General features: G+C 73.4%; 18 protein-coding genes and 1 pseudogene. 11 read left to right on the forward strand and 8 right to left on the reverse strand.

The window, feature by feature from the left end:
• Nucleotides 1–15 precede the first annotated feature (15 nt).
• The 3 genes and pseudogenes from ACWERV_RS01670 to ACWERV_RS01680 form a co-directional block, all read left to right on the forward strand.
• Nucleotides 16–8148, forward strand: a pseudogene (locus ACWERV_RS01670) (HAD-IIIC family phosphatase); the annotation flags it as partial.
• Nucleotides 8141–10537: a thioester reductase domain-containing protein gene (locus ACWERV_RS01675; protein ID WP_452927368.1), complete on the forward strand. Its 2397-nt coding sequence runs from the start codon at nucleotides 8141–8143 to the stop codon at nucleotides 10535–10537. The pseudogene ACWERV_RS01670 and the gene ACWERV_RS01675, both read left to right, overlap by 8 nt.
• Nucleotides 10534–11667, forward strand: coding sequence for an alpha/beta hydrolase (locus ACWERV_RS01680; protein ID WP_452927371.1), 1134 nt, complete (start codon nucleotides 10534–10536; stop codon nucleotides 11665–11667). The genes ACWERV_RS01675 and ACWERV_RS01680 overlap by 4 nt, the downstream gene beginning before the upstream one ends.
• Before the next feature lie 88 nt (nucleotides 11668–11755).
• Here ACWERV_RS01680 and ACWERV_RS01685 read toward each other — a convergent pair whose 3' ends face one another.
• A complete protein-coding gene (locus tag ACWERV_RS01685; protein ID WP_452927374.1) occupies nucleotides 11756–12487 on the reverse strand; it encodes a TetR/AcrR family transcriptional regulator in 732 nt (243 codons plus the stop codon).
• On the reverse strand, nucleotides 12484–14082 hold the full coding sequence (locus ACWERV_RS01690) for a DHA2 family efflux MFS transporter permease subunit (RefSeq protein ID WP_452927377.1): 1599 nt from the start codon (nucleotides 14080–14082) through the stop codon (nucleotides 12484–12486). Before ACWERV_RS01690 ends, ACWERV_RS01685 begins: the two co-directional genes overlap by 4 nt.
• Nucleotides 14083–14249: 167 nt before the next feature.
• Here ACWERV_RS01690 and ACWERV_RS01695 point away from each other — a divergent pair, with 167 nt between their 5' ends.
• Together ACWERV_RS01695 and ACWERV_RS01700 are read left to right on the forward strand one after the other, a co-directional pair.
• The gene (locus ACWERV_RS01695) at nucleotides 14250–15038 is read left to right on the forward strand and encodes a hypothetical protein (protein ID WP_452927380.1); all 789 of its coding nucleotides are present in this window, start codon (nucleotides 14250–14252) and stop codon (nucleotides 15036–15038) included.
• A gap of 247 nt (nucleotides 15039–15285) precedes the next feature.
• Nucleotides 15286–16239, forward strand: a complete 954-nt coding sequence (locus ACWERV_RS01700) for an NADP-dependent oxidoreductase (protein ID WP_452927383.1) — start codon at nucleotides 15286–15288, stop codon at nucleotides 16237–16239.
• 10 nt (nucleotides 16240–16249) lie between these two features.
• Here ACWERV_RS01700 and ACWERV_RS01705 read toward each other — a convergent pair whose 3' ends face one another.
• Nucleotides 16250–16657 carry a hypothetical protein gene (locus ACWERV_RS01705; RefSeq protein ID WP_452927386.1) on the reverse strand — a complete coding sequence of 136 codons (408 nt, stop codon included), beginning with the start codon at nucleotides 16655–16657 and terminating at the stop codon, nucleotides 16250–16252.
• Between the two features lie 518 nt (nucleotides 16658–17175).
• On the opposite strand from ACWERV_RS01705, the gene ACWERV_RS01710 reads away from it, so the two are divergent.
• Both ACWERV_RS01710 and ACWERV_RS01715 read left to right on the forward strand, forming a co-directional pair.
• The gene (locus ACWERV_RS01710) at nucleotides 17176–18078 is read left to right on the forward strand and encodes a helix-turn-helix domain-containing protein (protein WP_452927388.1); all 903 of its coding nucleotides are present in this window, start codon (nucleotides 17176–17178) and stop codon (nucleotides 18076–18078) included.
• 14 nt (nucleotides 18079–18092) lie between these two features.
• Nucleotides 18093–18302, forward strand: coding sequence for a DUF397 domain-containing protein (locus ACWERV_RS01715; RefSeq protein ID WP_452927391.1), 210 nt, complete (start codon nucleotides 18093–18095; stop codon nucleotides 18300–18302).
• A 16-nt stretch (nucleotides 18303–18318) separates the two neighbouring features.
• Here the strand turns inward: ACWERV_RS01715 and ACWERV_RS01720 are convergent, their stop codons facing one another.
• Nucleotides 18319–18867, reverse strand: a complete 549-nt coding sequence (locus ACWERV_RS01720; RefSeq protein ID WP_452927394.1) for a GNAT family N-acetyltransferase — start codon at nucleotides 18865–18867, stop codon at nucleotides 18319–18321.
• A gap of 62 nt (nucleotides 18868–18929) precedes the next feature.
• On the opposite strand from ACWERV_RS01720, the gene ACWERV_RS01725 reads away from it, so the two are divergent.
• Together ACWERV_RS01725 and ACWERV_RS01730 are read left to right on the forward strand one after the other, a co-directional pair.
• Nucleotides 18930–19178: a hypothetical protein gene (locus ACWERV_RS01725; protein WP_452927397.1), complete on the forward strand. Its 249-nt coding sequence runs from the start codon at nucleotides 18930–18932 to the stop codon at nucleotides 19176–19178.
• On the forward strand, nucleotides 19175–19576 hold the full coding sequence (locus ACWERV_RS01730; protein ID WP_452927399.1) for a DNA-binding protein: 402 nt from the start codon (nucleotides 19175–19177) through the stop codon (nucleotides 19574–19576). The genes ACWERV_RS01725 and ACWERV_RS01730 overlap by 4 nt, the downstream gene beginning before the upstream one ends.
• A 75-nt stretch (nucleotides 19577–19651) precedes the next feature.
• Here the strand turns inward: ACWERV_RS01730 and ACWERV_RS01735 are convergent, their stop codons facing one another.
• Nucleotides 19652–20158 carry a carboxymuconolactone decarboxylase family protein gene (locus ACWERV_RS01735; protein WP_452927402.1) on the reverse strand — a complete coding sequence of 169 codons (507 nt, stop codon included), beginning with the start codon at nucleotides 20156–20158 and terminating at the stop codon, nucleotides 19652–19654.
• Between the two features lie 62 nt (nucleotides 20159–20220).
• On the opposite strand from ACWERV_RS01735, the gene ACWERV_RS01740 reads away from it, so the two are divergent.
• Together ACWERV_RS01740 and ACWERV_RS01745 are read left to right on the forward strand one after the other, a co-directional pair.
• Nucleotides 20221–20700 carry a MarR family winged helix-turn-helix transcriptional regulator gene (locus tag ACWERV_RS01740; RefSeq protein WP_452927405.1) on the forward strand — a complete coding sequence of 160 codons (480 nt, stop codon included), beginning with the start codon at nucleotides 20221–20223 and terminating at the stop codon, nucleotides 20698–20700.
• Nucleotides 20701–21004: 304 nt separating this feature from the next.
• Nucleotides 21005–21937, forward strand: coding sequence for an endonuclease/exonuclease/phosphatase family protein (locus tag ACWERV_RS01745; protein ID WP_452927602.1), 933 nt, complete (start codon nucleotides 21005–21007; stop codon nucleotides 21935–21937).
• On the opposite strand, the gene ACWERV_RS01750 is transcribed toward ACWERV_RS01745, so the two are convergent.
• The 3 genes from ACWERV_RS01750 to ACWERV_RS01760 all read right to left on the reverse strand — a co-directional run bounded on the left by ACWERV_RS01750 (nucleotide 21934) and on the right by ACWERV_RS01760 (nucleotide 26506).
• Nucleotides 21934–23688 carry an NAD+ synthase gene (locus tag ACWERV_RS01750; RefSeq protein ID WP_452927408.1) on the reverse strand — a complete coding sequence of 585 codons (1755 nt, stop codon included), beginning with the start codon at nucleotides 23686–23688 and terminating at the stop codon, nucleotides 21934–21936. The two genes, ACWERV_RS01745 and ACWERV_RS01750, sit on opposite strands and share 4 nt — an antisense overlap.
• 150 nt (nucleotides 23689–23838) lie before the next feature.
• A complete protein-coding gene (locus tag ACWERV_RS01755) occupies nucleotides 23839–25479 on the reverse strand; it encodes a glycoside hydrolase family 13 protein (protein ID WP_398187898.1) in 1641 nt (546 codons plus the stop codon).
• A 136-nt stretch (nucleotides 25480–25615) separates the two neighbouring features.
• On the reverse strand, nucleotides 25616–26506 hold the full coding sequence (locus ACWERV_RS01760; RefSeq protein ID WP_398187900.1) for a carbohydrate ABC transporter permease: 891 nt from the start codon (nucleotides 26504–26506) through the stop codon (nucleotides 25616–25618).
• Between the last annotated feature and the right edge of the window lie 9 nt (nucleotides 26507–26515).

Raw genomic sequence — 26515 nt, forward strand, 5'->3', positions numbered from 1 at the left:
CTGAAGTACCTCAAGGCGGTCTCCGAGGAACTGCACGCCACCCGCGGCCGGTTGCAGGAGCTGGAGACCCGCCGCGACGAGCCCGTGGCGATCGTCGGCATGGCCTGCCGGCTGCCCGGCGGCGTGTCCACCCCTGAGCAGTTGTGGGATCTCGTCGTGAAGGGGGAGGACGCCGTCGGCGACTTCCCCGACGACCGCGACTGGGACGTCGAGACGCTCTACGACCCCGAACCCGGCCGCGCGGGCGCCACCTACACCCGCTCCGGCGGCTTCCTGCGCGACGCGGCGGAATTCGACCCGGCGTTCTTCGGGATATCCCCCCGCGAGGCGCTGTCCATGGACCCGCAGCAGCGCCTCATGCTGGAGGCGTCCTGGGAGGCGCTGGAGAGCGCCGGGATCAACCCGCAGACCCTCAAGGGCACCCGTGCCGGAGTCTTCGCCGGATCCTTCCACCACGACTACGACCCCGGTGGCGGCAGCGTCGGCAGCCTCGTCTCCGGCCGCGTCGCCTACACCCTGGGCCTCCAGGGCCCCGCCGTCACCGTGGACACGGCGTGCTCGTCCTCCCTGGTCGCCCTGCACCTGGCCGCCCGCGCGCTGCGCAGCGGCGAGTGCTCGCTCGCGCTGGCGGGCGGGGTGACGGTGATGTCGTCCCCGACGACGTTCGTGGAGTTCTCGCGGCAGCGGGGGCTGGCGCCGGACGGGCGGTGCAAGGCGTTCGCGGACGCGGCGGACGGTACGGGGTGGGCCGAGGGCGTCGGCGTGCTGGTGGTGGAGCGCTTGTCGGATGCGCGGCGCAACGGGCACCGGGTGCTGGCGCTGGTGCGGGGTTCGGCGGTGAACCAGGACGGTGCGTCCAACGGTCTGACGGCTCCCAACGGCCCGTCCCAACAGCGTGTCATCCGCGACGCGTTGACGGCCGCGGGACTTGACACGGCCGACGTGGACGTGGTGGAGGCCCACGGCACCGGCACCGCGCTGGGCGACCCGATCGAGGCGCAGGCGCTGCTTGCGACGTACGGCCAACAGCGCCCCGACGGCAGCCCGTTGTGGCTGGGCTCGCTGAAGTCGAACATCGGGCACACACAGGCCGCGGCCGGAGCCGCGGGCATCATCAAGATGATCGAGGCGATGCGGCACGGCGTCCTGCCCCGGACCCTGCACATCGACGAGCCGTCGCACCACGTCGACTGGGACGAGGGCCAGGTGCGGCTGCTGACCGAGAACCGCCCCTGGCCGGACGCGAACCGCCCCCGTCGCTCGGCGGTGTCCTCCTTCGGCTACAGCGGCACGAACGCCCACGTCATCCTCGAAGCGCCCCCCGTCCCCCCGGAATTGCCGACCCCCGAACCCACCGGGGCCCTCCTGCCGTGGGTGCTGTCGGCGCGGACCGAGGACGGTGTACGACGCCAGGCCGCGCGGCTGCTCGCTCACCTGGACGACGCTCCGGGGCTGGGGTTGCGGGATGTGGGGCTGACGCTCGCTGCCGGGCGGGCTCTGCTGGATCACCGGGCTGTCGTGCTGGGTGCGGACCGTGAGGCGTTGTCGTCGGCGCTGGCTGCGGTGGCCGCCAGTGAGGACACCTCGGACGCGGTGGTCGGTTCGGTGCGAACAGGCGGTGTGGTGTGGGTGTTCCCGGGTCAGGGCTCGCAGTGGGCGGGGATGGCACGGGAGTTGCTGGAGACCTCTGAGGTGTTCGCTGCGCGGATGGGTGAGTGTGCCACCGTGCTGGATGCGTTGACGGACTGGTCGTTGTTGGAGGTGGTGCGGGGGGACGGGGCTGAGCTGGAGCGGGTGGATGTGGTCCAGCCGGTGTTGTTCGCGGTGATGGTGTCGTTGGCGGCGGTGTGGGAGTCGCTGGGGGTCCGTCCGGCTGCCGTGGTGGGCCACTCCCAGGGGGAGATCGCGGCCGCGTGTGTGGCGGGTGCGCTGTCGTTGGAGGACGCGGCGCGGGTGGTGGCGTTGCGGTCGCGGGCGATCCGCACACTCGCCGGTCGCGGCGGCATGGTCTCGGTCCTCGCGTCGGCCGACCGAGTGGCGGAGTGGCTCACCGACGGGCTTGCGGTGGCGGTGGTCAACGGGCCCGAGCAGGTTGTGGTGTCCGGGGCCCCGGACGAGCTGGACGCCTTCGTGAAGCGCTGCGAACAGGAGAGCGTCCAGGCACGGCGGATCGCCGTGGACTACGCCTCCCACTCACCCCAGGTCGAGGAACTGCACGCCCAACTCCTCGACGTACTCGACGGGATCGCGCCCCGCAGCTCCGACATCCCCCTGGTCTCCACCGTGACCGGCGAGGTCATCGACACCGCCACCATGGACGCCGACTACTGGTTCACCAACCTTCGCCAGCCCGTCCGCTTCGACCGGGCCCTCTCCACCCTCCTGGCGGAAGGCCACCGGACCTTCGTCGAAGTCAGCCCGCACCCCGTCCTCCTCGGCGCGGTCGCGCAAGGTGCCTCGGGAGCCGGGGTCACCGCTCTCACCGCGGTCGGCACCCTGCGCCGGGACGAGGGCGGGCGTGATCAACTCCTGCGTCACGCTGCCGAGTTGTGCACGGCCGGGGTCGCCGTCGACTGGTCGTCGTGGCTCTCCGGCGGCCGGCTCGCCGACCTGCCCACGTACCCCTTCCAGCACCGGCGCTACTGGCAGGCCCCCGTATCCGGCACCGACGTGCGCTCCAACGGTCTCGACCCCGTGCGTCATCCCCTGCTCAGCGCCGCCGTGGACCTCGCGGGTACGGGCGAGGTCGTCCTGACCGGCCGGGTCTCCCGGGCCACGCACCCGTGGCTGGCCGACCACGCCGTGCACGGCACTGTCGTCCTGCCGGGCACCGCCTTCGTCGAGCTCGCCCTGCACGCGGGCGACATGGCGGGCCACCCCGGCGTGCGCGACCTGACCCTGCACGCGCCGCTGTCGCTGCCCGAGCGCGGGGACGTCGATCTCCAGGTGCAGGTGGGCGCCGCCGACGGCACCGGGCGGCCGGTGGAGATCCACTCCCGGCGGCACGGCACAGCGGAGTGGACCCTGCACGCCCGCGGGCTCCTCGTCGAGGGATCCGCGCCGCTGTCGGAGGACGCGGGGAAGCTGCTCGGCGCCGCGTGGCCGCCCGCCGACGCGCGTCCGCTCGACGTGGACGCGCACTACGAGGCCCTGGCCGCCGCCGGGCTGGAGTACGGTCCCGCCTTCCAGGGCCTGTCCGACCTGTGGCGCGCGGACGGCGCCGTGCTCGCCCAGGCGGTCCTGCCGGGGCGGCAGGCCGAGGAGGCGACCGCGTTCGGCGTGCACCCCGCCCTGCTCGACGCCGCGCTCCAGGCGGCCGCCGCCGACCGGGCCGGCGGCCCCGACCGCGCCGACGACGCCGACCGCGCGGACGGCCGGACGCCGCTGCCCTTCTCCTTCGGCGCCGTCACCCTGCACGGCCGCGGCGCGGGCGGCATCCGGGTCCGCGTCACCGCGACCGGGCCCGACACCTACACGGTGGAGGCCGCGGACGCCTCCGGTGCGCCGGTCGTCCGCATCGACGACCTGCTCGTCCGCTCCGTGACGGCCGCCGACCTCGCCGTGCCGGAGAGCGGTGAACGGACGCTGCTGGCCCTGGAGTGGACCGCGGCCGACCTGCCGGACGCCCCGGAGGCACCGGAGCCGACGCTGCTGCGGGTTCCCGTACCCGCCGCGAACGCGGGCAGCGCGCCGGAACGCGTCCGCCGCGTCCTGCACGAGACGCTGGACGGGCTGCGCGAGTGGCTGGCGCAGCCGCGGCCCGCCGGTGCCCGGCTGGCCGTCGTGACCACCCGGGCGGTCCTGACCGGCGCGGAGGAGGACGACGGCGCATCGGTGGACCTCGCCCACGCCGCGGTGTGGGGCCTGGTACGAGCGGCCCGCGCGGAGAACCCGGGCCGTATCGTCCTGATCGACACCGAGGGTGCGGGCGCCCCCGCCGCCGACGTCCTGCCGGCCGCCGCCCGCTCCGGCGCCCCGGAACTGGCCCTGCGGGCGGGCCGTGTCCTCGTCCCGCGGCTGCGGCACCGCTCCCCGCAGCCGTCCCGCACACCCCTCGACGCGCTCGGCAGCGGAACGGTGCTGATCACCGGGGGGACGGGCGGGATCGGCGCCCACGCGGCCCGGCATGCCGCCCGGCTCGGCGTCCGCCATCTGCTGCTGCTGTCCCGGCGCGGGCCCGACGCCGAGGGGGTGCCCGCCCTGCGCGCGGAACTGGCCGCGGCCGGTGCGGAGGTGACGGTCCTGGCCTGCGACGCGGCCGACCGCGACCAGCTGGCGCAGGCGCTGCGGGCGGTCCCCGAGGACCGTCCGCTGACCGCCGTCGTCCACTCCGCCGGAGTGCTGCGGGACGGCATCGTCGACTCCATCGACGCCGACGCCCTGGACGCCGTGCTGCGGCCCAAGGTGGACGCCGCGTGGAATCTGCACGAGCTGACGGCCGGTACGCCGCTGTCCGCCTTCGTCGTCTTCTCCTCCGCCGCCGGGGTCCTCGGCGCCGCCGGGCAGGCCGGTTACGCCGCCGCCAACGCGTTCCTCGACGCGCTGGCGCAGGACCGCCGCCGTACCGGCGCCGCCGGGCTCTCCCTGGCCTGGGGCCTGTGGGCGGAGGCCACCGGGATGACCGGGCACCTCGCCGAGACGGACATCGAGCGGATCAACCGGGGCGGGATCACCGCCCTCGGCACCGAGCAGGGGCTCGCCCTGCTGGACGCCGCGCTCGCCGCGGACCCCGCGGCTGCCGGGGCCGACCAGGCCGTACTGGTGGCCGCGGCCCTCAACCGGCCGGTCCTGCGCGCGACCGACCCCGGCCTGCTGCCCCCGCTGCTGACGGGGCTGTACCCGCCGCGCGTGCGCGCCGCCCGCGGCCCGGCCGTCCGTACCGGGGGACCGGCCGTACCCGCCTCCCGCGAGGAGGTCGTGGCCCGGCTGCGCTACCGGTTCGCGGGCACGATGGGCTTCGGCACGGACGAACTCGACGTCACCGCGCCGCTGGTGGGGCAGGGCCTGGACTCGGTGATGGCGATGCAGATCCGCAGCCTCGTCGAGACCGACTTCGGCCAGACCCTGCCGATCGCGACCATGTTCAACGCGGCCACCGTCGAGACCGTCGCCGACGCCGTGCTCGCCGGGGCCGCCACCGCCGGAGGCAGCCCGGCCCCCGCCGACGGCGCCGAACCGGCCGCCGCCGCCACCGCCGTCGCGGAGATCGCGCACTACCCCGCCACCCGGGACGTCGTACGGCTGCTGCGGACCGAGCGGAGCGACACCCCCGGCGCGACCCACCACGTCGGACTGGCCGTACGCCTCGCGGAGCCGACGACCCGGGACCGGCTGGCCGGGGCGCTCGACCGGCTGGCCGGGCGGCACGCGGCGCTGCGCACCGCCGTCGTCCCGGACGACGACGGCGGGCAGCGGCTGGAGGTGCACCGGGCCGCGGCCGACGACCTGCTGCGGTGGACCGAGTCGGCGGACGCCGTCGATCCGGCCGCGCGGCTGCACGCGCTGATGGAACCGCTGTTCGACCTCACCCGCCCCTCGCTGTGGCGGTTCGAGCTGGTCACCGGCCCGGCGGGCGACCAGGTGCTGGTCTTCGGGGCGCACCACGCGGTCTCCGATCTGGCGTCGCTGATGCTCGTCGCGCACGAACTCGACGCCGAACTCGCCGGTCAGGCACCGCCCGCGGCCGTCACCAACCGGGACGTCGAACTGCTGCTGCGCTCCCAGCCGTCCGCGGCCGACGCGCCGCCCACCGCGGCCGACGCGCGGGCCGACTTCGCGGGCGCCCAGCGGCTCGACCTCGAACTGGCCCGGCCCCGCCCCGCCGAGCGGACCTACCGGTCGGCGACGCACCTGACGCACCTGCCGCCCGAGCTGGCCCGGCGGGTCGCGGACGCAGCCACCCGGCTGAGCGTGACGCCCGCCGCGTTCTGGCTCGGCGCGCTCACCGTGCACCTGGCGAGGCTGCGCGGCCGCGACCGCTTCGTGCTGGCGGTACCGGTGGACACCCGGATGCACGTGGGCGCGCTGGACGCGATCGGCTACTTCGGCCTGCCCATCCCGTTCGCCGCCCGGCTCGCGGCGGACGACACCGGCACCGACGTGCTGCGGCGCACCGACCAGGGGCTCAGCCGCCTGCTGGAACGGGGCATCAGCTTCTTCGACGCGATGCCGGCCATGGTCGCGGAGGGGCTGTACCGCAGGAACGCCCCGCTGGTCGAGGTGTACTTCAACTACATGCCGCCGCAGGCCGGGGCCGCCGGGAAGCTGTCGGTCCTGCCCGCCGGGACCGGCTGGTCCGACCTGGACCTGATGATCACGGTGATGCCGGGCCTGGACACGGTGGTGCTGGAGTACAGCACCGACATCCTCGACGAGGCGGCGTGCGCGGCCCTCGCCGAGGGGGTCCTCGCCGTCGCCGCGGAGATCGCCGCCGACCCCGCCGTCCCCGCCGTCCCGGCCGTCCTCCCCGCCCCCGCGGCCGAGCGGGAGACGGCGGTACGGGAGGAGGCCCCCGCCGCCGAGCCCCCCGGCGTGGTCGCGGTCGCGGCCACCTTCGCCCTCGGCAACCTCCCCGCCCTGGTCGGCGTCGCGCTGGAGGACGCCCTCGGCGGCGCCTTCGAGGTCGCCGAGGCCCCCTACCACCAGGTCCTCGCGAGCCTGCACGACCCGGGCAGCGTCCTGGCCGCGCCGGGCACCGCCGCCGCGCTCGTCCTGCTGCGCCCCGGCGACCTCGTCCGCTTCGCCCCCGGCGACGACGACCTGCCCGCCCAACTGGCCACGGAGTACCCGGCCGCGCTGCGCGCCCTCGCCGAGCGCACCCGCACCCCGGTCGTGGTGGCCTTCCTCCCCGAGCGGGCGCCCGACGAGCGGCTGCGCGGCTGGGAGGAGCAGGTGACGCGCGGGCTCGCCGAGCAGCCCGGGGTGGCCGTGCTGCCGTCCGGGTGCTGGGCCGACGAGTATCCGGACGGCGGCTTCGACGAGATCTTCGACGAGCGCACCGACCAGATGGCCCATCTGCCCTTCCAGGAGGAGTTCCAGGCGGTCGTCGCGCTGCGGCTGGCCGACGTGCTGGAGCAGGCACGCCGCAAGGCGCCGAAGGTCATCGTGGTCGACGGCGACGAGACGCTGTGGAGCGGCGTCGCGGGGGAGGCGGGCCCGGAGAACGTCGATCTGACCGGACCCCGCGCACTGCTCGCGCGGCGGCTGCTCCAGTGGCGCGCCGCCGGAGTGCTGCTCGCACTCGTCTCGAACAACGACGAGGACACCGTGCACGCCGTCCTCGACCGGCCCGACAGCCTCCTGGGCCGCGAGCACTTCGCGGCGATCTCCGCCGCCTGGGAGCCCAAGTGGACCCGGATCACGCGGATCGCCGACCAGCTCAACCTGGGCGTCGACAGCTTCCTCTTCCTGGACGACAACCCGGTGGAGATCGCCGCCGTACGCGCCCAGCTCCCCGGGGTGCTCTGCCTGACCTGCCCGCCCGCCGACCGGCTCGCCGACTTCGTCACCCGGCTGTGGCCGATGGTGCCCCGCGCGGCGACCACCGAGGACGCCGCCCGCGCCGACTTCTACCAGCAGGAGCGGGTACGTGACGCCGCCCGTGCGGAGCTGGGCTTCGCGGAGTTCCTGGAGAACCTGCGGCTGGAGCTGGACATCGAACCGGTGTCCGCCGCGACGGCCGAACGCACCGTCCAGCTCAGCCGCCGCACCAACCAGTTCAACCTCCGGCCGCGCCCGCTGGACGACGCCGGGCTGGAACGGCTGCGGCGGGACGGCGAGGTGTGGACGGCGACCGCCCGCGACCGGTTCGGCGCCTACGGGCAGATCGGCGTCCTCGCCCTGCGCAAGGACGGCGAGGCGCTGGAGGTGACCGCCTGGATGATGAGCTGCCGCGTGCTCGGCCGGGGGGTGGAGGACCGGCTGCTGGCCTGGCTCGCCGACCGGGCCGAGGCGCTGGGCTGCACGGCGGTGCGCCTGGTCGCCGAGCACACACCGCGCAACATCCCGGCCCGGCGCCTGGTCTCCCGCCTGGGCGGCGGCGAGGTCGAGGCGCGGCGGCTGGAGACGGAGATGGCACCGGCACAACTCCGGGAGTTCCGTTCCTGGGGCCTCGGATCGGAATCGGCAGCGGAGGTCGGCAATGCATGAGCCGGACGGCGGCGCGAGCCGCGACAGCAGCGACACCCGGCGGGAGGCGGAGGCGCAGGCCGAGGCGCTGGAGCGGGGCGGCACGCGCCGCACCCAGGCGGCCGATCTGCTGGCCCGCTTCCGCAAGGCCGCGGCGCCGCCCGCACCGCGGCCGTCCCCCGGTGGCGCCCGGCCGCGCGGCGCCGAGCAGCTCGCGGCCTCCATCGCGGCCCTGGCCGCCCGCTTCCTGCCCGGCGACACCGCCGACGTCGACACGGATCTGTTCGACGCCGGGCTGTCGTCCGTGGACGCCGTCGAACTCGTCTCGCTGATGGCGCGCGAGCTGGACGTCACGATGAGCCTGGACGACGTCTTCGCCGACGCCCGGCCCGCGCGCCTGGCCCGCCGGCACGCCCCGGACCGTACGGCGGAGCCGGACGGTCCGGGCGCCGCGGACACCCTGCCCGCCGTACGGACGGGGGCCCTGCCCGCGGGCCCGGACACCTCACCGGGCACGTCGTCGGACGAGGGGGCCGGCAGCGAGGACCTGGAGATGATCCTCGCCGACCTCGCCCTCGCCGACCGGCTGCCGTTCAGCCGCCAGGCCGAGCGGATCGCCCCGCGGCTGATCCTGCTCACCGGCGCCACCGGCTTCCTCGGCAGCCATCTGCTGCTGGACCTGCTGCGGCGGGGCGACGCCGACGTGGTGTGCCTGGTCCGGGCCGAGGACGACGCGGCCGCCGAACGGCGGCTGGGCGAGGCGCTGGTGAGCTTCGGCCAGCCGTGGTCCGGCGAAGTCCGGCGCCGGGTACGGGCGTTCGCCGCGGATCTGCGTCAGCCCAGGCTCGGCCTGTCGCAGGAGCGCTGGGACCGGCTGGCGCACGAGGTCGACTCGGTCGTCAACGTGGCCGCCGCCGTGGACTTCCTGCGCGGCTACCCGTCCCTGCGGCAGACCAATGTCATCGGCCCGCTGCACCTGGCCGAACTGGCGATGGCGGTACGGTCCAAGCCGCTGCACCACATCTCGTCGGTGGCCGTCTTCAACGAGGTCGGCATCGCCACCATGGGCGAGGACGACCCGGTGGCGCACGTCGACCGGCTGTTCGCGGGCTACGACAAGTCCAAATGGGCCGCCGAGGCGGTGCTGCGGCGGGCCCGCGAGCACGGGCTGACCGCCACCTTCATGCGGCCCGGCGCCATCGGCGGCCACACCCGTACCGGGGTGTACAACCCGCGCGACCTGAGCACCGGCCTGATCGGCGCCATCTCACGGTTCCGCACCGTCCCGGCGTTCCGCTTCATGAACCTGGCCCCGGTGGACTGGATCAGCAAGGTCGCCGCCGCGATCGTCTACGACCCGCAGGCGTGGGGCCGCAACTACAACCTGACCGGCCGCGCCGAGACGCTGCCGGAACTCGTCAAGGACATGAAGCTCGCCGGGATGAACGTCCGCCCGACCGGCTGGCGGGAGTGGCGCGAGGACCTGATGCGCCGGCACGAGAAGGAGCCGGTCCCCGAACTCGACTTCCTGGTACGGATCCTGGGCAGCCCCACCGCCGTCAAGCTCTTCGAGGCCCTGATGTTCGGCCCGGCGGCCGGCATGGACCGCACCGAGGAGTTCCTCGCCCGGCACCGGCTGCCGCTGCCCGAACGCTACGGCTCCGAGGCCCAGTTGAAGGCCTTCGAGCGGATGGCCGAGGACGGCGTGGCGCGGCTGCCCAGCCGCGAGGACCCGCCCTACCTGTCCTTCCGGGAGCGCACCCGGGGCCGCGTCGGCCCGGTCGGGCAGGAGCCGGACACCGAGTGCCGGACCGCGTTCACGCTGTCCGTCGCGAGTATGTACCAGGTGGTGCGGCACCGCAGGATCGACGTGCGCGGCGAGGTCGTCTGCGCGCGGCTGCACCCGAAGCCGCTGACCGTGCTGGACGGCGAGATCCTGGTCCGCCCCGACGAGGGCATCCCGCACCGGCACGGCAACGACCACCCGCTGCTGCGCTACCAGCTGACCCTCCAGGACGAGGACGGCGGCCGCTGGTGGCTGGAGGGCTGGAAGACCGCCCGCGCCCGGCACGACTTCTGGAAGCAGACCCGCACGGTCGAGGTCACCCTCGGGCGCGAGGGCGAACCCGCGAGCTTCGCCGGTGTCGTGCAGGTGCCCGGGAAGAGCTACGTGCCCGACCAGATCGACGGCATCCGCGTCGATCCGCGGCTGTCCTCCCAGGAACAGCGGCTGGCCAAGCTCACCTGGCTGTCCTGGTTCTTCCTCCAGGTCGGCATGGGGCTGGCGGAACCGTCGATGCGCGCCGCCGCCGAACTGCTGGACCTGCGGCGGGACGCCATCGACCGGGACCGCGACAAGCACCGGCGCAAGCTGCGCAAGCTGATGATCGAGAAGGAGCAGCTCCGATGACGCTCAGGCCTCTTCAGCACGCCCTGTCCGCCCGGGTCGAGGACATCCCGTTCACCGCCTCCGACGGCACCCGGCTGGGACTGACCCGGGTCGTCGCCGACACCGCCGGTGACACCGCCGACCGCCCCGCGGTGCTCGTCCTGCACGGCCTGACCGCCTCCGCGGACATGTTCGTGCTGCCGGAGACCCGCAACCTGGTGGACGTCCTGCTGGACGCCGGGTACGAGCCCTGGCTGCTGGACTGGCGCGGCAGCTGCCGGCTCCCGTACAACGAGGGCCGCACCCGCTACACCTTCGACGACGTCGCGCTCTACGACATCCCCGAGGCCGTCGCGCTGGTCCGGCAGCACACCGACGACCGCCCGCTGCTGGTCGTCGCGCACTGCATCGGCGCACTGTGCCTGTCGCTGAGCATGGCGGCGGGCCTGGTGCCGGGCCTGGCCGGAGTGGTCGCGCAGGGCGTCTTCCTCACCCCCAAGATGTCCTGGAAGACCCGGGCCCGCCTGCACTTCGGCGGTGAGCTGCTGCGCTCGCGCTTCGCGCACATCCCGACCGACATCCGGAAGGTGGGGCTGCGCTCGAAGTACGCCCTGCTGTTCGCCGAGGTGTCGCTCGGCGCCGAGTGCAAGGACCCCAACTGCCAGATCCTGCACAACGATTCATGGGGCGTCGGCGGCTCGCTCTTCGTGCACGACAACCTCGACCCGCGCACCCACGACCGGCTCGCCGACCTGTACGGCACCGTCCCCATGTGGGTGCTGCCGCACCTGCGCAGCGTGGAGCTGGCGCACACCATGATGCGCCACAACGACAGCGACGACCGCTATGCGGCGCTGCCGAAGAACGCGCTGGACGACGCCGACCGCATCGAGGCGCCGCTGATGCTCGTCTCCGGGGACGACAACCGGTTCTGGTACGACTCCAACAAGGTGTGCCACGAGATCCTCACCACCCGGCACCCCCAACTGGACGTCCGCTACGTGGAGATCCCCGGCTACGGCCACCTCGACACGTTCATCGGCCGCAGTGCCGCGCTCGACGTCTTCGGGCACATCGTGGACTTCCTCGACGAGCACCGCCCGTCCGCCGAGCGCAGCCCGGCGACCCGTCCCGACGCCGCGGTCCGCTGAGTCCGACGCCGAATCCGACGCCGACGCCGCCCGGTGCCACCGGGCGGCGCCGACGGGGCTCGGAGACGCGGGCCCACCGGGCGGGGCCTCAGGGCGCGATGCCGCGCAGGATCAGGTCGACCACCCGGTCCGACAGGCCCGCGTCGAGCGCGGCGCCCTGGCGGAAGGCGCCGCGGGTCATCATCGTCCCGGCGACGAAGTCGACGAGCAGCTCCAGGTCGTCGCCCAGCTCCGGGCGGACCGCCCCGATGGCGATCCCGTGCTCCAGCACGCGGCGCAGCGCCGCCCGGCGCCGGGCGATGACCGTGTCGTGGTACTTCCGCCACAGCACCGGGTTGTTCTGCATCTGCCCGAGCATGTTCCGCAGCATCGCCGAGTCGCGCTTGGCGAGCCCGCGGCGGCGCATCGACTCGACGGCCACGAACAGGTCGTCGCGGAAACTCGCGCCGCGGAAGCCCAGCGGGCCGGTGAGGTCGCTGTCCGCGGGGACGTCGATCTGCGCGAGGACGTCGAGCAGCAGCGCGTCCTTGCCGGACCACCGCCGGTAGACGGTGGCCTTGCCGACGCCCGCCTCCCGCGCGATGCCCTCGACGGAGAGGTCCGCGAAGGTCGCCCCGTCGCCGATGAGCCGCAGTACGGTCTCGACGACCTTGCGGCCCACGGCCGCGTCCCGCGGCCGGCCGCGCGGCGCGGCGGCCACGCCGTCGGGGTGCGGGGCCGCCGCCTGCGCGGGGTGCGGGGCTGAGCTGCGGTGCGGGCCTGGGCCGGTGTGCGGGGCTGAGCCGGTGTGCGGGCCTGGGCCCGCGGGTGGGCCGCTCACCGTTCGGCACCGGCCTTCGCCAGCTCCTCCGTGCCGCCGCCGCCGGCCGGCGCGGGCGCGGCGGGCGGCTTGGGGGGCAGGAAGACCAGGACGACGAGCGCGCCGAACAGCGCGACGAGGCCGGAGGCCACGGCGGTGACGTGCATGGCGTGGATGAAGGCGTCGTGCGCGGGCTGGACGATCCCGGCCCCCTTCGTGCCCATGTGCTCGGCCGCGCCGAGCGTCGCCTCCACGGACTCGGCCGCCGAGTGCCGCTGCGCGGGCGGCAGGTCGCCGAGGTGGCCGTCGATGCCGTGCCGGTAGACGGTGGACATCAGCGAGCCGAGGACGGCGACCCCGAGCGCGCCGCCGACCTGCCGGAAGACGTTGTTGACGGCCGAGCCGGAGCCCGCCTTCTCGCGCGGCAGCGACGACATGATCATGACGGTGGCGGGCGGCATGACGTGCGCCATGGCCGTACCCATGACGAAGAACAGCACCTCCAGCACCCAGATCGGGGTGTCCACGTCCATCAGCAGGAAGCCGATGAAGGCGAGGCCGGTCAGGGCCATGCCGACCGCGCACACCGCGCGGGCGCCGAACCTGTCGACCAGCAGCCGGGCGCGCGGTGCGAAGACCATCTGCGCGGCGGCGAGCGGGAGCAGCAGCAGGCCGGACTGGAGGGCGCTGTAGCCGCGGACGGACTGGTTGTAGAAGACCACGAAGAACGTCACGCCCATGAGGGCGAAGAAGACCAGCCCGATCGCGGTGACGGACGCGGAGAACTGCCGCTTGGTGAAGTACGAGATGTCCAGCGCCGGGTGGTCGATGCGGCGCTCGTAGAGCACGAACGCGACGAGGACCAGCAGGCCGCCGCCGGAGGTCAGCCACACCTCGGGGTCGGTGAAGTCGCCGAGCTGGCCGCCCTTGATGATGCCGTAGATCAGCAGGACCAGACCGGCCATGGACAGGATGACGCCGACCGGGTCCACCCGGCCGGGCCGCGGGTCCTTGGAGTCGGGGACGAGCACGAACATCGCGATCAGGCCCGCGATCACGATCGGCACGTTGACCAGGAAGACCGAGCCCCACCAGAAGTGCTGGAGCAGCAGCCCGCCGGTGATCGGCCCTACCGCGATGGCCAGGCCCACCACACCGGACCATATGCCGATGGCCTTCGGCTGCTCCTCGCGCTCGAAGACGTTCATGATGATGGCGAGGGTGGCGGGCATGATGAAGGCGCCGCCGAAGCCCATCACCCCGCGGTAGGCGATGAGTTCGCCCGCGGACCCGGCGGTCGCGGACAGCGCCGACCCGGCGCCGAAGACGAGCATGCCGAAGAGCAGCACCTTCTTGCGCCCGATGCGGTCGCCCAGCAGCCCCGCGGTGAACAGCAGCCCGGCGAAGACCAGCGTGTAGGAGTTGATGGCCCATTCGAGCTGGCTCTGCTTGGCGCCGAGGCCGGTGGGCTTGGGCTGGGCGATGGTCTTCATCGCCACGTTGAGGATCGAGTTGTCCAGTACCACGACGAGCAGGCTGAACAGCAGAACGGTGAGGATCGCCCAGCGGCGGCGGTGTATCGCCTCGGGCACGGCGGGAGTTGCGTTGGCGGCCATGCCGCCAGGGTAGATCCGCTTTACGATACGGTCCCGTCCCGTATCGCAAAGTCCCGGCAAAACGTCGGCCGTGACGGGCGGTTGGCGGCCGGTGCGGGTATCCTCCGCGCACCCGGCGGCCTCGAACGGCGGGGCGTGCGGGGGAGCGGCGGGGGAAGGCGGTCGGCATGGACACAGCCCCTGTGCCGCCGCGACCGGCGGACCCGCCGCGTATCCCGCCACGGCGGAGGCCCGCCAAGCGCACGCTTCTGCTCGCCGGGGCGGCGGCCGTCGTGCTCGGCGTCGTGCTCGCCCTCACACTCGGCGGAGGTGACGGCGGTGACGGCGGCTCCGCGGACGGCCCCGGGCGCCCCCTCCCGGGCCTGCGCGCCGACGACGTCCGTACCGTCGTCCTCGACGGGGTGTCCGGCACCGTCAGGATCACCGCCGACCCCGGCGCGCGGGCCGTCACCGGCAGCTTCCACCGCCCCGACGGCCACCCGGCGGCCCTGCGCGGCAGCACGTCCCACGACCGCGTCCTCACCCTCAACTGCCCCGACGACGACGGCCGTCCGCAGCCCTGCGCGGGCGACCTGGCCCTGGTGCTGCCCGCGCACACCGGCCTGCGGATCCGGCAGACCTCCGGCGAGGCCGAACTCGACGGACTCGGCGGCGACCTCGACCTCGACGCCTCCTCGATCCGCCTCACCACCCGGGACCTGCGCCCCGCGCACGCCGCCGTCACCGTCGTGTCCGGCAGCGCCGACCTCGGCTTCTCCGCCGCCCCCGCCGGACTCGACGTGCACGCGACCTCCGCGTCCGTCGCCGTCCGCCTGCCGAGGACCGAGGACGGCTACGCCGTCACCACCGCCGCGGCCTCCGCGGACGTCCGGGTCGGCGTTCCCCGGGACCCCGCCGCCGCCCACCGGGTGGCCCTCACCGTGACCTCCGGCTCCCTCTCCGTCGACAACGCCTGACGCGCGGCGGGACGCCGACGCCGTAGACCGCGTCGGGGGCCGACACCGCCGCCCGCGGACGCCCGGCCAGGGCCCCGACGACGTCCCGCCCGGCTTCTCGGCGGGCTTCCGGCGCCACCGCGGCGAAATACCGCGACCGCCGCGACCGCACTGCCATGCTGTGCGCGGCCCGGCCGTTCCGGCGGCGCGACGGCCCGCCCCGGCCCCATGCCGTGGTGCCGGACCGAGAAGGAGAAAGTGGCAGCAGATGCGAGCGATCGGTATCACGCAGTTCGGCGACACCCCGCAGCTCATGAAGCTGCCCGTGCCAGAGCCCGGCGCGGGCGAGGTGCAGATCGCCGTCGAGGCGGCGTCGGTCAACCCGCTGGACTCCGGGATCGCCGCCGGGAATCTCGCGGCCATGGGCGAATACCGCTTCCCGCTCACGCTCGGCGTGGACGGCGCGGGCCGGGTCACCGCGGTCGGTGAGGGCGTCACCGGCTTCCGCGCGGGCGACCGCGTCTTCGGCCAGCTGTGGAACCGCCCGCTCCAGCACGGCACCTTCGCGGAGGTGTGCGTGACGCGGGAGGCCCCGGCGTTCGGCGCGCTCGCCACCGTGCCCGACGGGATGCCGTCCGACGTCGCCGCCGCGCTGCCGACCGCCGGGATGACCGCGGTCGGCGCGGTCGAGTGGCTGGACGTGCCCGCGGGCGGCTCGCTGCTCGTCGTCGGCGCGACGGGCGGGGTCGGCACCTTCGCGGTGCAGGTCGCCGCCTCCCGCGGCCTCCACGTCACCGCGACGGCGTCCGCCGGGGTCGCCGAGCAGACGCGCGCCCTGGGCGCGGACGTCGTCCTCGCCCGCGAACACCTCGGGGAGGAACTCCCCGGCCTCACCGCGGGCGCCTTCGACGCCGTCCTCGACCTGGTCGGCGACCGCGCCCTCACCACCCGCCTCGCGGGCGTCGTCCGCGACGGCGGCGCCCTCCTGTCCATCGCCTTCGGCATCGACGACCAGCTCCTGACGGACGAGCGCATCCGCACGTCCAACTACCGCCTCGACCGCAAACCCGACCGCCTCGCCGCGATCGCCGAACTCGTCACGCGCGGCACGATCCGCCCCGTCATCGGCGCGTCGATCCCCCTCGAACAGACCCCCCACGCCCTCGCGGGCGGCGTGGCCGTGCCGGGCCTGCGCGGAAAGACCGTGCTGCACATCGGCTGAGCAGACTCCGTCAGGGCTCCAACTGCCAGGTGTGCGCGCCCGGGTGGGCGGCGAACTCGCAGCACGGGGTGCCGGCGGAGGGGCAGACGTCGAGGCAGTCCGGCAGCACCAGGACCGCGGTGGGCGCGTGGCCCCGCACCCAGGGCGCCCACAGGGCGCCCGCCGGGTCCGGCAGGTCCAGCACGAGCGCGTGGTGGTCCCCGGAGTCGTGCGCCTCCAGCGTGCACCGCAGCCCCCGCTCGACGTCCGCGGCCCCGCCCGCCGCGAAGCAGAGCGCGGCGTCGAGCAGGTGGGGCGGCAGCCGGGTCCGCTCCCCGCACGCCCGCCGCCGCTCGTCCGGGGCCCGCAGCTCGACCCACACGTCCTTGCCGTCCCCGGTCGGCTCGACCCCCCACGTGTCCGCGACCCCCTCGACCACGAGCAGCCCCGCCCACCCTCCGCCGCCCAGTCCGGCGCCTGCACCGCGGGCAGCTTCTCGCTGCTGTCGCTGACGGTGACCCGCACGCCCCGGCTGCGCCGCTCCAGCGTGAGCACGCACGTCACGCAATCCGTGTGCTTCCCGACGTTCGAGAGCAGCTCGGACGCGCACAGCGCGGCGGCGTCGGCAAGCTCCCCGTACCCCCAGAGCCGCACGTACGCCCCGACGTCATGCCGCACCCCGGCGACGGCCTCTGCTCTGACCTCCACGACCTGCCGGTGGCACTGCCCGGGAAGCGGTTGAGCTGTCGCTGTCATGGCCTCTCCCTGCCGCCCGGCCGCGGGCGTGCGTCGTCAGCGTTCGGACGCTGCGTCATCGGACGCGCATCCTCCGTTACGCCCCAGGCTGGACCCAAGTAGGGTGTTCCCGCAACCTGTTCAGCTTCAAAGTTGCAGGAATCCCAGAAGTGGCGCACCAGTTCGACATTGACGCGGCGTGGAGCTATGAGGTACGAAAAAGTGACGTCCAACACACCTGCAACGGGGGTCAAGTTGCCCAAGCACCTGCGCCCGACTGTCCGGCGCCGCAAGGTCGGCAGCGAGTTCAAACGCCTGCGCGAGGCGGCGGGGGTCACGATGGACCAGGCCGCCGAGCGGATCGGCGGGGACAAGTCGAAGATCTCCCGCCAGGAGAACGGCCGCCAGAGCGTGAGCAAGCTCGAAGCGGAGGCCCTGCTCGAGCTCTACCACGTCGAGGACCAGCGTCTCCGGACAGCCCTGATCACCATGGCTCGCGAGAGCCGCCGCAAGGGCTGGTGGGCGCAGTACGGTGACCTGCTGGCCGACTCCTTGCAGGAGCAGTTGAGCATCGAGTCCGACGCGGAGCGGATACTGATCTTTCAACCTCAACTGATTCCCGGGTTGCTCCAGACCCGCGCCTACGCGTACGAGTCCATCCGCCGGGCCATGCCGAAGACGGCCACTGACGAGGAAGTAGAGCCCTACGTCCAGCTACGGCTGGCGCGCCAGGAAATCCTGCGGGGCGAGAAGGCGCCCAAACTCGTCTGCGTCCTCGACGAAGCCGTGCTGCACCGCCCGATGGGCAGCCCCGAGGCGATGGCGGAACAACTGCGGCGATTGGTGGAGGTCAACGATCCGCCGCACCTGACGATTCAGGTCGTCCCGTTCTCCCACGGCTGGCACGCCGGTGTGGACGGCGCCTTCAGCATCTTCTCGTACCCCGATCCGATGGACCTGGACGTCGTCAGCATCGCGTACCTCGACGGCGCCCTCTACCTGGAGGAGGACGGCCCGGTCGAGCGTCACCAAATGGCCTTTGACCAACTACGCGCCGCCGCCCTATCGTCTCAGCAGTCCATGGCCCTGATTTCCAAGCTCGCGAAGGGCCTGCTTGGCGGCTAGAGACGGGTACGACGATGATGCGGCACGACTTCCCCGCGACCGGATGGCGCAAGTCCTCCTACAGCAGCGACAGCGGGCCGCAGTGCATCGAGTTCCAGCCCGCCCCGCAGGGGCTCGTCGCTGTCCGGGACAGCAAGAACCCCGCCCTCGGAGCTCACACCTTCACCGCCACGGAGTGGCAGCATTTCGTGGAAGCCGTGCGCAACGGCGAGTTCGACCGCTGACGGCGGGCCCGGCGGGTCAGACCGCCGGGAGGGACGGGTCCGGCTGCCAGGGGGTGGGGGCGGTGATCGACCAGCGTTCGTGGTCGCGCCAGGCGCCGTTGATGTAGAGGTAGTCGGGGGACATGCCCTCGAAGCGGAAGCCGAGGCGCTGGACCAGCGCGAGGGACGGCTTGTTCGCGGGCTGGATGTTCGCCTCCAGGCGGTGGAGGCGCAGCTCGGTGAAGGCGTGCTCCAGGACGAGGGCCAGGCCCTCGGTCATGTAGCCGCGGCCCGCGGAGGGGGCGAAGGCCGCGTAGCCGAGGGACGCGCCCTGGTAGCGGCCGCGGATGATCGAGTTGATGTTGACCGTGCCCGCGGCCGCGCCCGTCTCGCGGAGGCGGACGAGGAAGCCGAGGTTGGTGCCGTCGTCGAAGCGGTGCATCCAGGTACGGAAGGCCTCCGCCGTCTTCGGCAGCTGCATGTACGGCCCGTACAGCTCGGCGCTGGCGGCCACGAGTGCGCAGAATTCGTCCTGGTCGGCAAGGGTGAGCGGGGCGAGTTCCACCCGCGGCGGCGTCGTGAGCATGGGCCCACGCTAGGGCATGCCCGCCGGCGCCCTCGGTGCGCATATCGGAGTATGCTCTCCGTATGGCTGGAACCACGCGGATCACGGTCACCCTCCCGACGGAGCAGGTGGAGGAGCTGAAGAAGCTCACCGACAACGTCTCCGGGTATGTCGCCGAGGCGGTCGCCCGGCAGCTTCGGCACCAGCTGCTCGGCGACGACCTCCGCCGCTACCAGGACGAGCAGGGTGAGTTCAGCGCGGAGGAGCTGGCCGAGGCGCACGCCAGGATCTTCGGCTCCGGCGGAGCGGCCGGGTCGGCGAGCGCCGCGTGACCGACCGGTTCGAGACGGTGGTGCTGGACTCCCAGGGCCTGTCCGCGTGGATCGCGCAGGACCGGGGTGTGCTGGCTCTGCTGCACACCTTCCACGGCATGGGCGCGGACCTGGTCGTCGGCGCGAACACCATCGTGGAGGTCTCGCACGCCCGCGTGAACGAGGCGCGGCTGAACTGGGCACTCTCCCGTGTCAGGGTCGCGGCGGTCACGGAGGAAGCGGCGAAGGCCGCGGCCCGGCTGCTCAAGCAGGCCGGGCTGCACGGGCACACGTACGCGATCGACGCGACCGTCGCAGAGGTGGCGCTCCGTCAGCCGGGGCCGGTGGCGATGCTCACCTCCGACGTCGACGACATGACCAGGCTCTGCGGCAGTCGCGTCCGGCTCGTCGCCCTCTGAGCCGTCCCGCCCGGCGGAACGCGGCGACCGGGCATCAGCCGCCCCGGCGCCGCCGCGTCCCGGCCCGTACGCCGCTCAGGCCGCCCCGGTCAGGCGGTTCGCCAGGGTGGTGAGGGTGTACGCGCCGATGCCGAGGACGACTTCCAGGGCGTTGCGCTCGGTGTAGCCGTGGGCGAGGAGGGACTGGAGGGTGGCGTCCGGTACGGCGCCCGCGGTCGTCATCGCGTCGAGGGTGAAGGTGCGGAGTGCTTCGAGGCGGGGGTCGGGGAGGGGGCGGGCCTCGCGGAGGGCGGTGACGACGTCGGGGGAGGCGGGGAGTTTGCGCAGCCTCGCGGTGTGGATGCCGATGCAGACGTGGCACTGGTTGCGGACGGAGACCGTCATCGCGACGGTCTCCTGCGAGAGCGCGTCCAGCGTGCTGGTCTCGAAGCTCGCGGTCAGGGCGAGGAAGCCGTTGAGCAGCTCGGGCGAGTGGGCGAGGCGGGCGGCCGCGTCGGGCAGCCCGCCGAATTCCTTCTTGATCGCCCGCAGCGCGGGCTGCGACTCCGGCGGGGCGCTGTCGAGGGTGTGTGCGGCGAACATGGGAGCCCCCTAAAATGGACAACATGGTTGACGATGAGACGATGGTAAACCAGGTTGTCCATATGGGGAAGCCGGAGACGCGGCCCCGGCCCGGGTACGAGTTGCCGCTGCTGCTCCTCGCGGGCTTCCGCACGCTCATCGACGAGGTCCACGCGGAACTCGCCGCCCAGGGGCATCCGGACCTGCGGCCCGCGCACGCCTTCGCCCTCCAGGCCATCGGACCCGACGGGGCGGGCGCGAGCGACATCGCCCGCACGCTCGGCATCTCCAAGCAGGCCGCGGGCAAGACCGTCGACAAGCTCGTCGCCCTCGGCTACGCCGTGCGCGCGGACGACCCCGCGGACGCGCGCCGCAAGCTCGTCCGCATCAGCCGGTCCGGCTACGACGTCCTCGCCCGCTCCGCTGCGGTCTTCGACCGGCTGCGTACGCAGTGGGCGGCCGCGCTCGGCGAGGACGCGGTGCGGACGATGGAGGACGGTCTGCGCACCGTCGCCGCGCCGGGGGCGTTCCGGTTGGACGCCGCGTCCTGGATCGGGCCCTGAGCCGTTCTTCCGGAGGAGCGCCGCGGCGGCGGCAGCGGAAAAAGGGGAAAACGTCCGGGATTCGTCACAAGCCGCCCCCCGGCGGAACCCGCGGGACGGGCGGGGCCGTCGGTTCACATGCCGATCGCCTAAGGTCGGCACAGCACCCGGCACGGCTATGCACGGCGAGGCGAGGTTCCGAATGACGCAGGCGCAGAGCGGCACGGACGCCACCGCGGGGGACGAGGAGGTGCGGCCCGCGGCGGGGGAGAGCCGGGTGCGGGCTGCGGGGCGGAAGTTCGCGCGCTGGTGGCGTCCCACCGGGATGTGGCGGCGCGGGATCGTCACCGCGGCGGTGTGCGTCCTGCTCACCGGTGTGCTGTTCTTCCACTCCGACATCCCCAACCGGATCGGCAACCTCGGGAGCCTGACCGAGACGTTCCTGCCGTGGCTCGGCCTGGTGCTGCCGGTGCTGCTGGTGGTCGCGGTGCTGCGCCGGTCGGCGACCGCGCTGATCGCGCTCGTGCTGCCGGTGGCCGTGTGGGCGAACCTCTTCGGCGGCCTGCTCATCGACAAGTCGGAGTCCGGCGGCGACCTCACCGTGCTGACGCACAACGTCAACGCCGACAACCCCGACCCGGACGGCACCGCGCGGGACGTGGCCGCGGCCGGGGCGGACGTCGTCGCGCTGGAGGAGCTGCCGGAGAGCCAGGCCAAGCGCTACGCGAGCGACCTCGCGCGGGCCTACCCGTACCACTCGGTGCAGGGCACGGTCGGGCTGTGGAGCAAGTACCCGCTGAGCGGGGTGCGTCCGGTGGACATCCGGATGGGCTGGACGCGGGCGATGCGCGCGGCCGTCGCCACGCCGGACGGGCCGGTCGCGGTGTACGTGGCCCATCTGCCGTCCGTGCGGGTGAAGTTCGACGCCGGGTTCACCGCCGGGCAGCGCGACCGGGCGGCGGACGCGCTCGGCCAGGCCATCATCGCCGAGCCGCTGCACAGCGTGGTGCTGCTCGGCGACCTCAACGGCACGATGAACGACCGCGCCCTCGCCTCCGTGACCTCCCAGATGCGCTCCACCCAGGGCGCGGCGGGCAACGGCATGGGCTTCAGCTGGCCGGCGAGCTGGCCGATGGCACGGATCGACCAGATCATGGTCAAGGGCGCCGAACCGCGCTCGTCCTGGACCCTGCCGAAGACGGGCAGCGACCACCTCCCGATCGCCGCCCGCCTCCAACTGCCCGCGAAAAACGACTAGTCGCCCTCGCGCCAGCGGTCGGTGATGGGCAGCCGGCGGTCCTTGCCGAAGCCCTTCGCGGAGATCTTCGTGCCCGGCGGGTACTGGCGGCGCTTGTACTCGGCGGTGTCCGTGAGCTTCAGGACGCGGGTGACCAGCTCCGGGTCGAAGCCCGCCGCGACGATCGCCGCGTAGCCCTGGTCGCCGTCCACGTACAGCGCCAGGACGCGGTCCAGGACGTCGTAGTCGGGCAGCGAGTCGGTGTCGACCTGACCGGGGCGCAGTTCGGCGCTCGGCGGCTTGCTGATCGAGTTCTCCGGGATCGGCGGTGTCTCGCCCTTCTCGGCGGCGACCGCGTTGCGCCAGCGGGCGAGCCGGAACACGGTCGTCTTGTAGACGTCCTTGATCGGGCCGTACGCGCCGACCGAGTCGCCGTAGAGGGTCGAATACCCCACCGCCAGCTCGCTCTTGTTGCCCGGCGCGAGCACGATGTGGCCCTCCTGGTTGGAGATCGCCATCAGCGTCACCCCGCGCAGCCGGGACTGCAGGTTCTCCTCCGCGAGCCCGGTGAGCCCCAGCGACTCCATGTACGCGTCGAACATCGGCGCGATGGGGACGGTCCGGTAGTTCAGGCCGGTGCGGCGGGCGAGTTCGGCGGCGTCGCCCCGGGAGTGGTCCGAGGAGTACGCCGACGGCATCGACACGCCGTACACGTTCTCCGCGCCGACCGCGTCGCACGCCAGCGCCGCCACGAGCGCCGAGTCGATACCGCCGGACAGGCCGATCAGCACCGAGCGGAAGCCGTTCTTCTGGACGTACGCGCGCAGGCCCGTCACGAGCGCGCCGTAGACCTGGGCGTCGTCGCCGAGCGGCTCGGCGACCGCGCCCGCGAACTGCGGCTCGTACGCCGGGACGGGCTTGTCCGACAGCGTCAGGTGCTGGATCTCCAGCCCGTCGTCGACGACCCCGGACGCAGGGGAGGGCGCGGCGGCCGGCAGCTCCAGGTCGAGGATCACGCACTCCTCGGTGAACTGCGGGGAGCGCGCGACGACCTCGCCTTCCGCGTCCACCACGATCGTGTCGCCGTCGAAGACCAGCTCGTCCTGCGCGCCGACCATCGCGACGTACGCCGTCGTGCAGCCCGCCTCCCGGGCCCGCTTGCGCACCAGCTCCAGCCGGGTGTCGTCCTTGTCGCGCTCGTACGGCGACGCGTTGATCGACAGCAGCAGCCCGGCGCCCGCGGCGCGCGCGGCCGGTACGCGGCCGCCGTCCTGCCACAGGTCCTCGCAGATCGCCAGCGCGACGTCCACACCGTTCACCCGGACCACCGGCATCGTGTCGCCGGGCACGAAGTAGCGGAACTCGTCGAAGACGCCGTAGTTGGGCAGGTGGTGCTTGGCGAAGCGCAGCGCGACCCTGCCGCCGTGCAGGACCGCGGCGCAGTTCTGCGGGGCGCCCGCGGGCTGGCCGTAGCGCGGGCGGGCGTTCTCGCTGCGGCCGAGGTAGCCGACGACGACCGGCAGCCCGCCGAGGCCCTCGGCGTCCAGCCGGGCCGCGAGGTCGGCGAGCGCGGCGCGGCTCGCCTCGACGAAGGACGACCGCAGGGCCAGGTCCTCCACGGGGTAGCCGGTGAGCATCATCTCGGGGAAGGCCACGAGGTGGGCTCCCTGCCCGGCGGCGTGCCGGGACCAGCGCAGCACGGACTCGGCGTTGCCGGCGATGTCGCCGACGGTGGAGTCGATCTGGTTCAGGGCGAGTCGTAGTTGAGGCACGTGGTCATTGTAATCGTCATTTCGACGAAATGCTGTCTGCCGGGTCACACCCGGCGGTCGTTGCGCATGTCGCGCCGGGCAACGGGCAAGGGGCGCGTGGGAGGTGTTCCCACGCGCCCCTGAGGACGAGGTGCCCGGCCGGGCGGAGGCTCAGGTCCGCAGCCAGGCGGCCGTGTCCGCGGGCAGGCGGCCCCCCACGAGCGGCCCGCTGGTCAGCAGAACCTCCGCGTGCGCGGGCAGCTCCGCCGGCTCCTCCGCCAGGTTCAGCACGCACACGAACTCCGGCGACCGCCGGAACGCCAGGACCGACGGGTCGGACTCCAGCCACGCGAACGTACCGTCGCCGAGGCCCGGCTCGGCCCGGCGCAGGCGCAGCGCCTCCCGGTAGAGGGAGAGCATGGAGTCCGGGTCGGCGGACTGCGCCTCGGCGGTGCGGGAGGCCCAGTCCGCGGGCTGCGGGAGCCACGGTTCGGCGGTGGCACCGGCGGGGCTGAAGCCGAAGGGCGGCTCGGAGCCGCTCCACGGCAGCGGCACCCGGCAGCCGTCACGGCCGGGGTTGGTGTCGGCCGAGCGGAGGTACATCGGGTCCTGGAGCTTGTCCAGCGGGATGTCCTCGACCTCGGGCAGGCCCAGCTCCTCGCCCTGGTAGAGGTACACCGAGCCGGGCAGCGCGAGCGTGAGCAGGGCCGCGGCCCGCGCACGGCGGGTGCCGAGCTCCAGGTCGGTGGGGATGCCGAAGGCCTTCGTGGCGAAGTCGAAGCCGGTGTCGGCGCGGCCGTAGCGGGTGACCGTACGCGTCACGTCGTGGTTGCACAGCACCCACGTGGCGGGCGCGGCGACGGGCGCGTGCGCGGCGAGCGTGACGTCGACGGAGGTGCGCAGCCGGTCGACCTCCCACGGGCAGGACAGGAAGTCGAAGTTGAAGGCCGTGTGCATCTCGTCGGGCCGCAGGTAGCGCGCGAAGCGCTCCGCGTCGGGCAGCCACACCTCGCCGACCAGGATGCGCGCACCCGGGTAGGAGTCGGCGATGGCGCGCCAGCCGCGGTACACCCCGTGCAGCTCGTCGCGGTCGATGTACGGGTGCGGGACGCCGGGCTCGTCGGTGAGGTCGGGCAGCCCCGGGTCCTTCATGACCATCGCGGCGGAGTCGATGCGCACGCCGCCGGCGCCGCGGTCGAACCAGAAGCGCAGGATGTCCTCGTGCTCGGCGCGGACCTCGGGGTGGTTCCAGTTGAGGTCGGGCTGCTCGGAGTCGAAGAGGTTGAGGAACCAGTCGCCGGGGGTGCCGTCCGGGTTCGTGGTGCGGGTCCAGGCGGGGCCGCCGAACTGCGAGGGCCAGTTGTTGGGCGGCAGCTCGCCGTTCTCGCCGCGCCCGGGGCGGAACCAGAAGCGCTCGCGCGCGGCCGAGCCGGGGCCCGCGGCCAGCGCCTCGCGGAACCACGGGTGGGCGGCCGAGATGTGGTTGGGCACGATGTCGATGATGGTCCTGATGCCCAGCGCGAGGGCTTCCGAGATGAGCTTCTCGGCCTCCGCGAGGGTCCCGAAGACCGGCTCGACGTCCCGGTAGTCGGCGACGTCGTAACCGCCGTCGGCCATCGGCGAGGGGTACCACGGGCAGAACCACAGAGCGTTGACGCCCAGCTCGGCCAGGTACGGCAGCCGGGACCGCACACCGGCCAGATCACCGGTCCCGTCACCGTTGCTGTCGGCGAAGCTCCGCGGATAGACCTGGTAGATGACCGCGCCGCGCCACCAGTTCTCGTCGGCCTCGGGCTGAGGGGTGTCTGCCACGTCAACGTCCTTTCGGGCAGGTGGGACCCCGCCGCCGGCCCCGGATGGCGGGGATGTGGGCATGAGGGCCGGCGGCGGAGTGCTGTGGGGTGGAGCGTTACGGAAGGCTGGGCAGCGTGTCGGACTGCCGGGCCGGTCAGCCCTTGAGGCTGCCGGCGGTCAGGCCGGACATGATGTTGCGCTGGAAGAGCAGGAAGATCAGCAGGGTCGGCAGCGCCGAGATCGCGAGCGCGGCGATGAGGACGTTCTGCGGGACGCCCTGCGAGAGCGAGTTGATGCCGATGTTGATCGGCTGCTTCGTCGGGTCGGGCTCCACCAGCATCGGCCAGAGGAAGTCCTTCCACACGTTGACCACCGCGAAGATCGACACGACACCCAGGATCGGCCGGGACATCGGCAGCACGATGGACAGCAGGGTGCGCATCGGCCCGGCCCCGTCGATGGCCGCGGCGGCCATGAGGTCGTTGGGGATCGAGTCGAAGAACCGCTTGAGCAGGAAGATGTTGAAGCCGTTGGCCACGGTGGGCAGCCAGATCGCCCACGGGTGGTTGATCAGGTTGACGTGCAGCAGCGGCAGGTCCAGCACCGTCATGTACTGCGGGATGATCAGCACGGCCGACGGGATCATCAGCGTGGCGAGCATGCCGCCGAGCACGATGTTGCCCAGGACCGGGCGGAGCTTGGACAGCGCGTAGGCGGCGGCGACGTCGAAGACGAGCTGGAAGAAGAGCGCGCCGAACGCGTAGTAGAAGGTGTTCCACAGCAGCTTGGCGAGCTTCAGCTGCGTCCACGCGTTCTTGTAGTTCGACGGCTCGGGGTGGTGCGGGAAGAGGGTGGGCGGGTTCTGCACCACCTCGTGCACGGACTTGAAGCCGCTGGTGACCATCCAGTACAGCGGGCCGATGAAGACCACCGTGAAGACGACCAGGACCAGCGTCAGCACGGTCCAGTAGATACGCCTGCCGCGCGGCCGGGCGAGCGTCGCGGACGATATCAGCGTCCGGTTCTGCGGAGTGAACTCTGCCATGACCTGTGA

The sequence above is a fragment of the Streptomyces sp. NPDC004031 genome, from assembly GCF_053604375.1.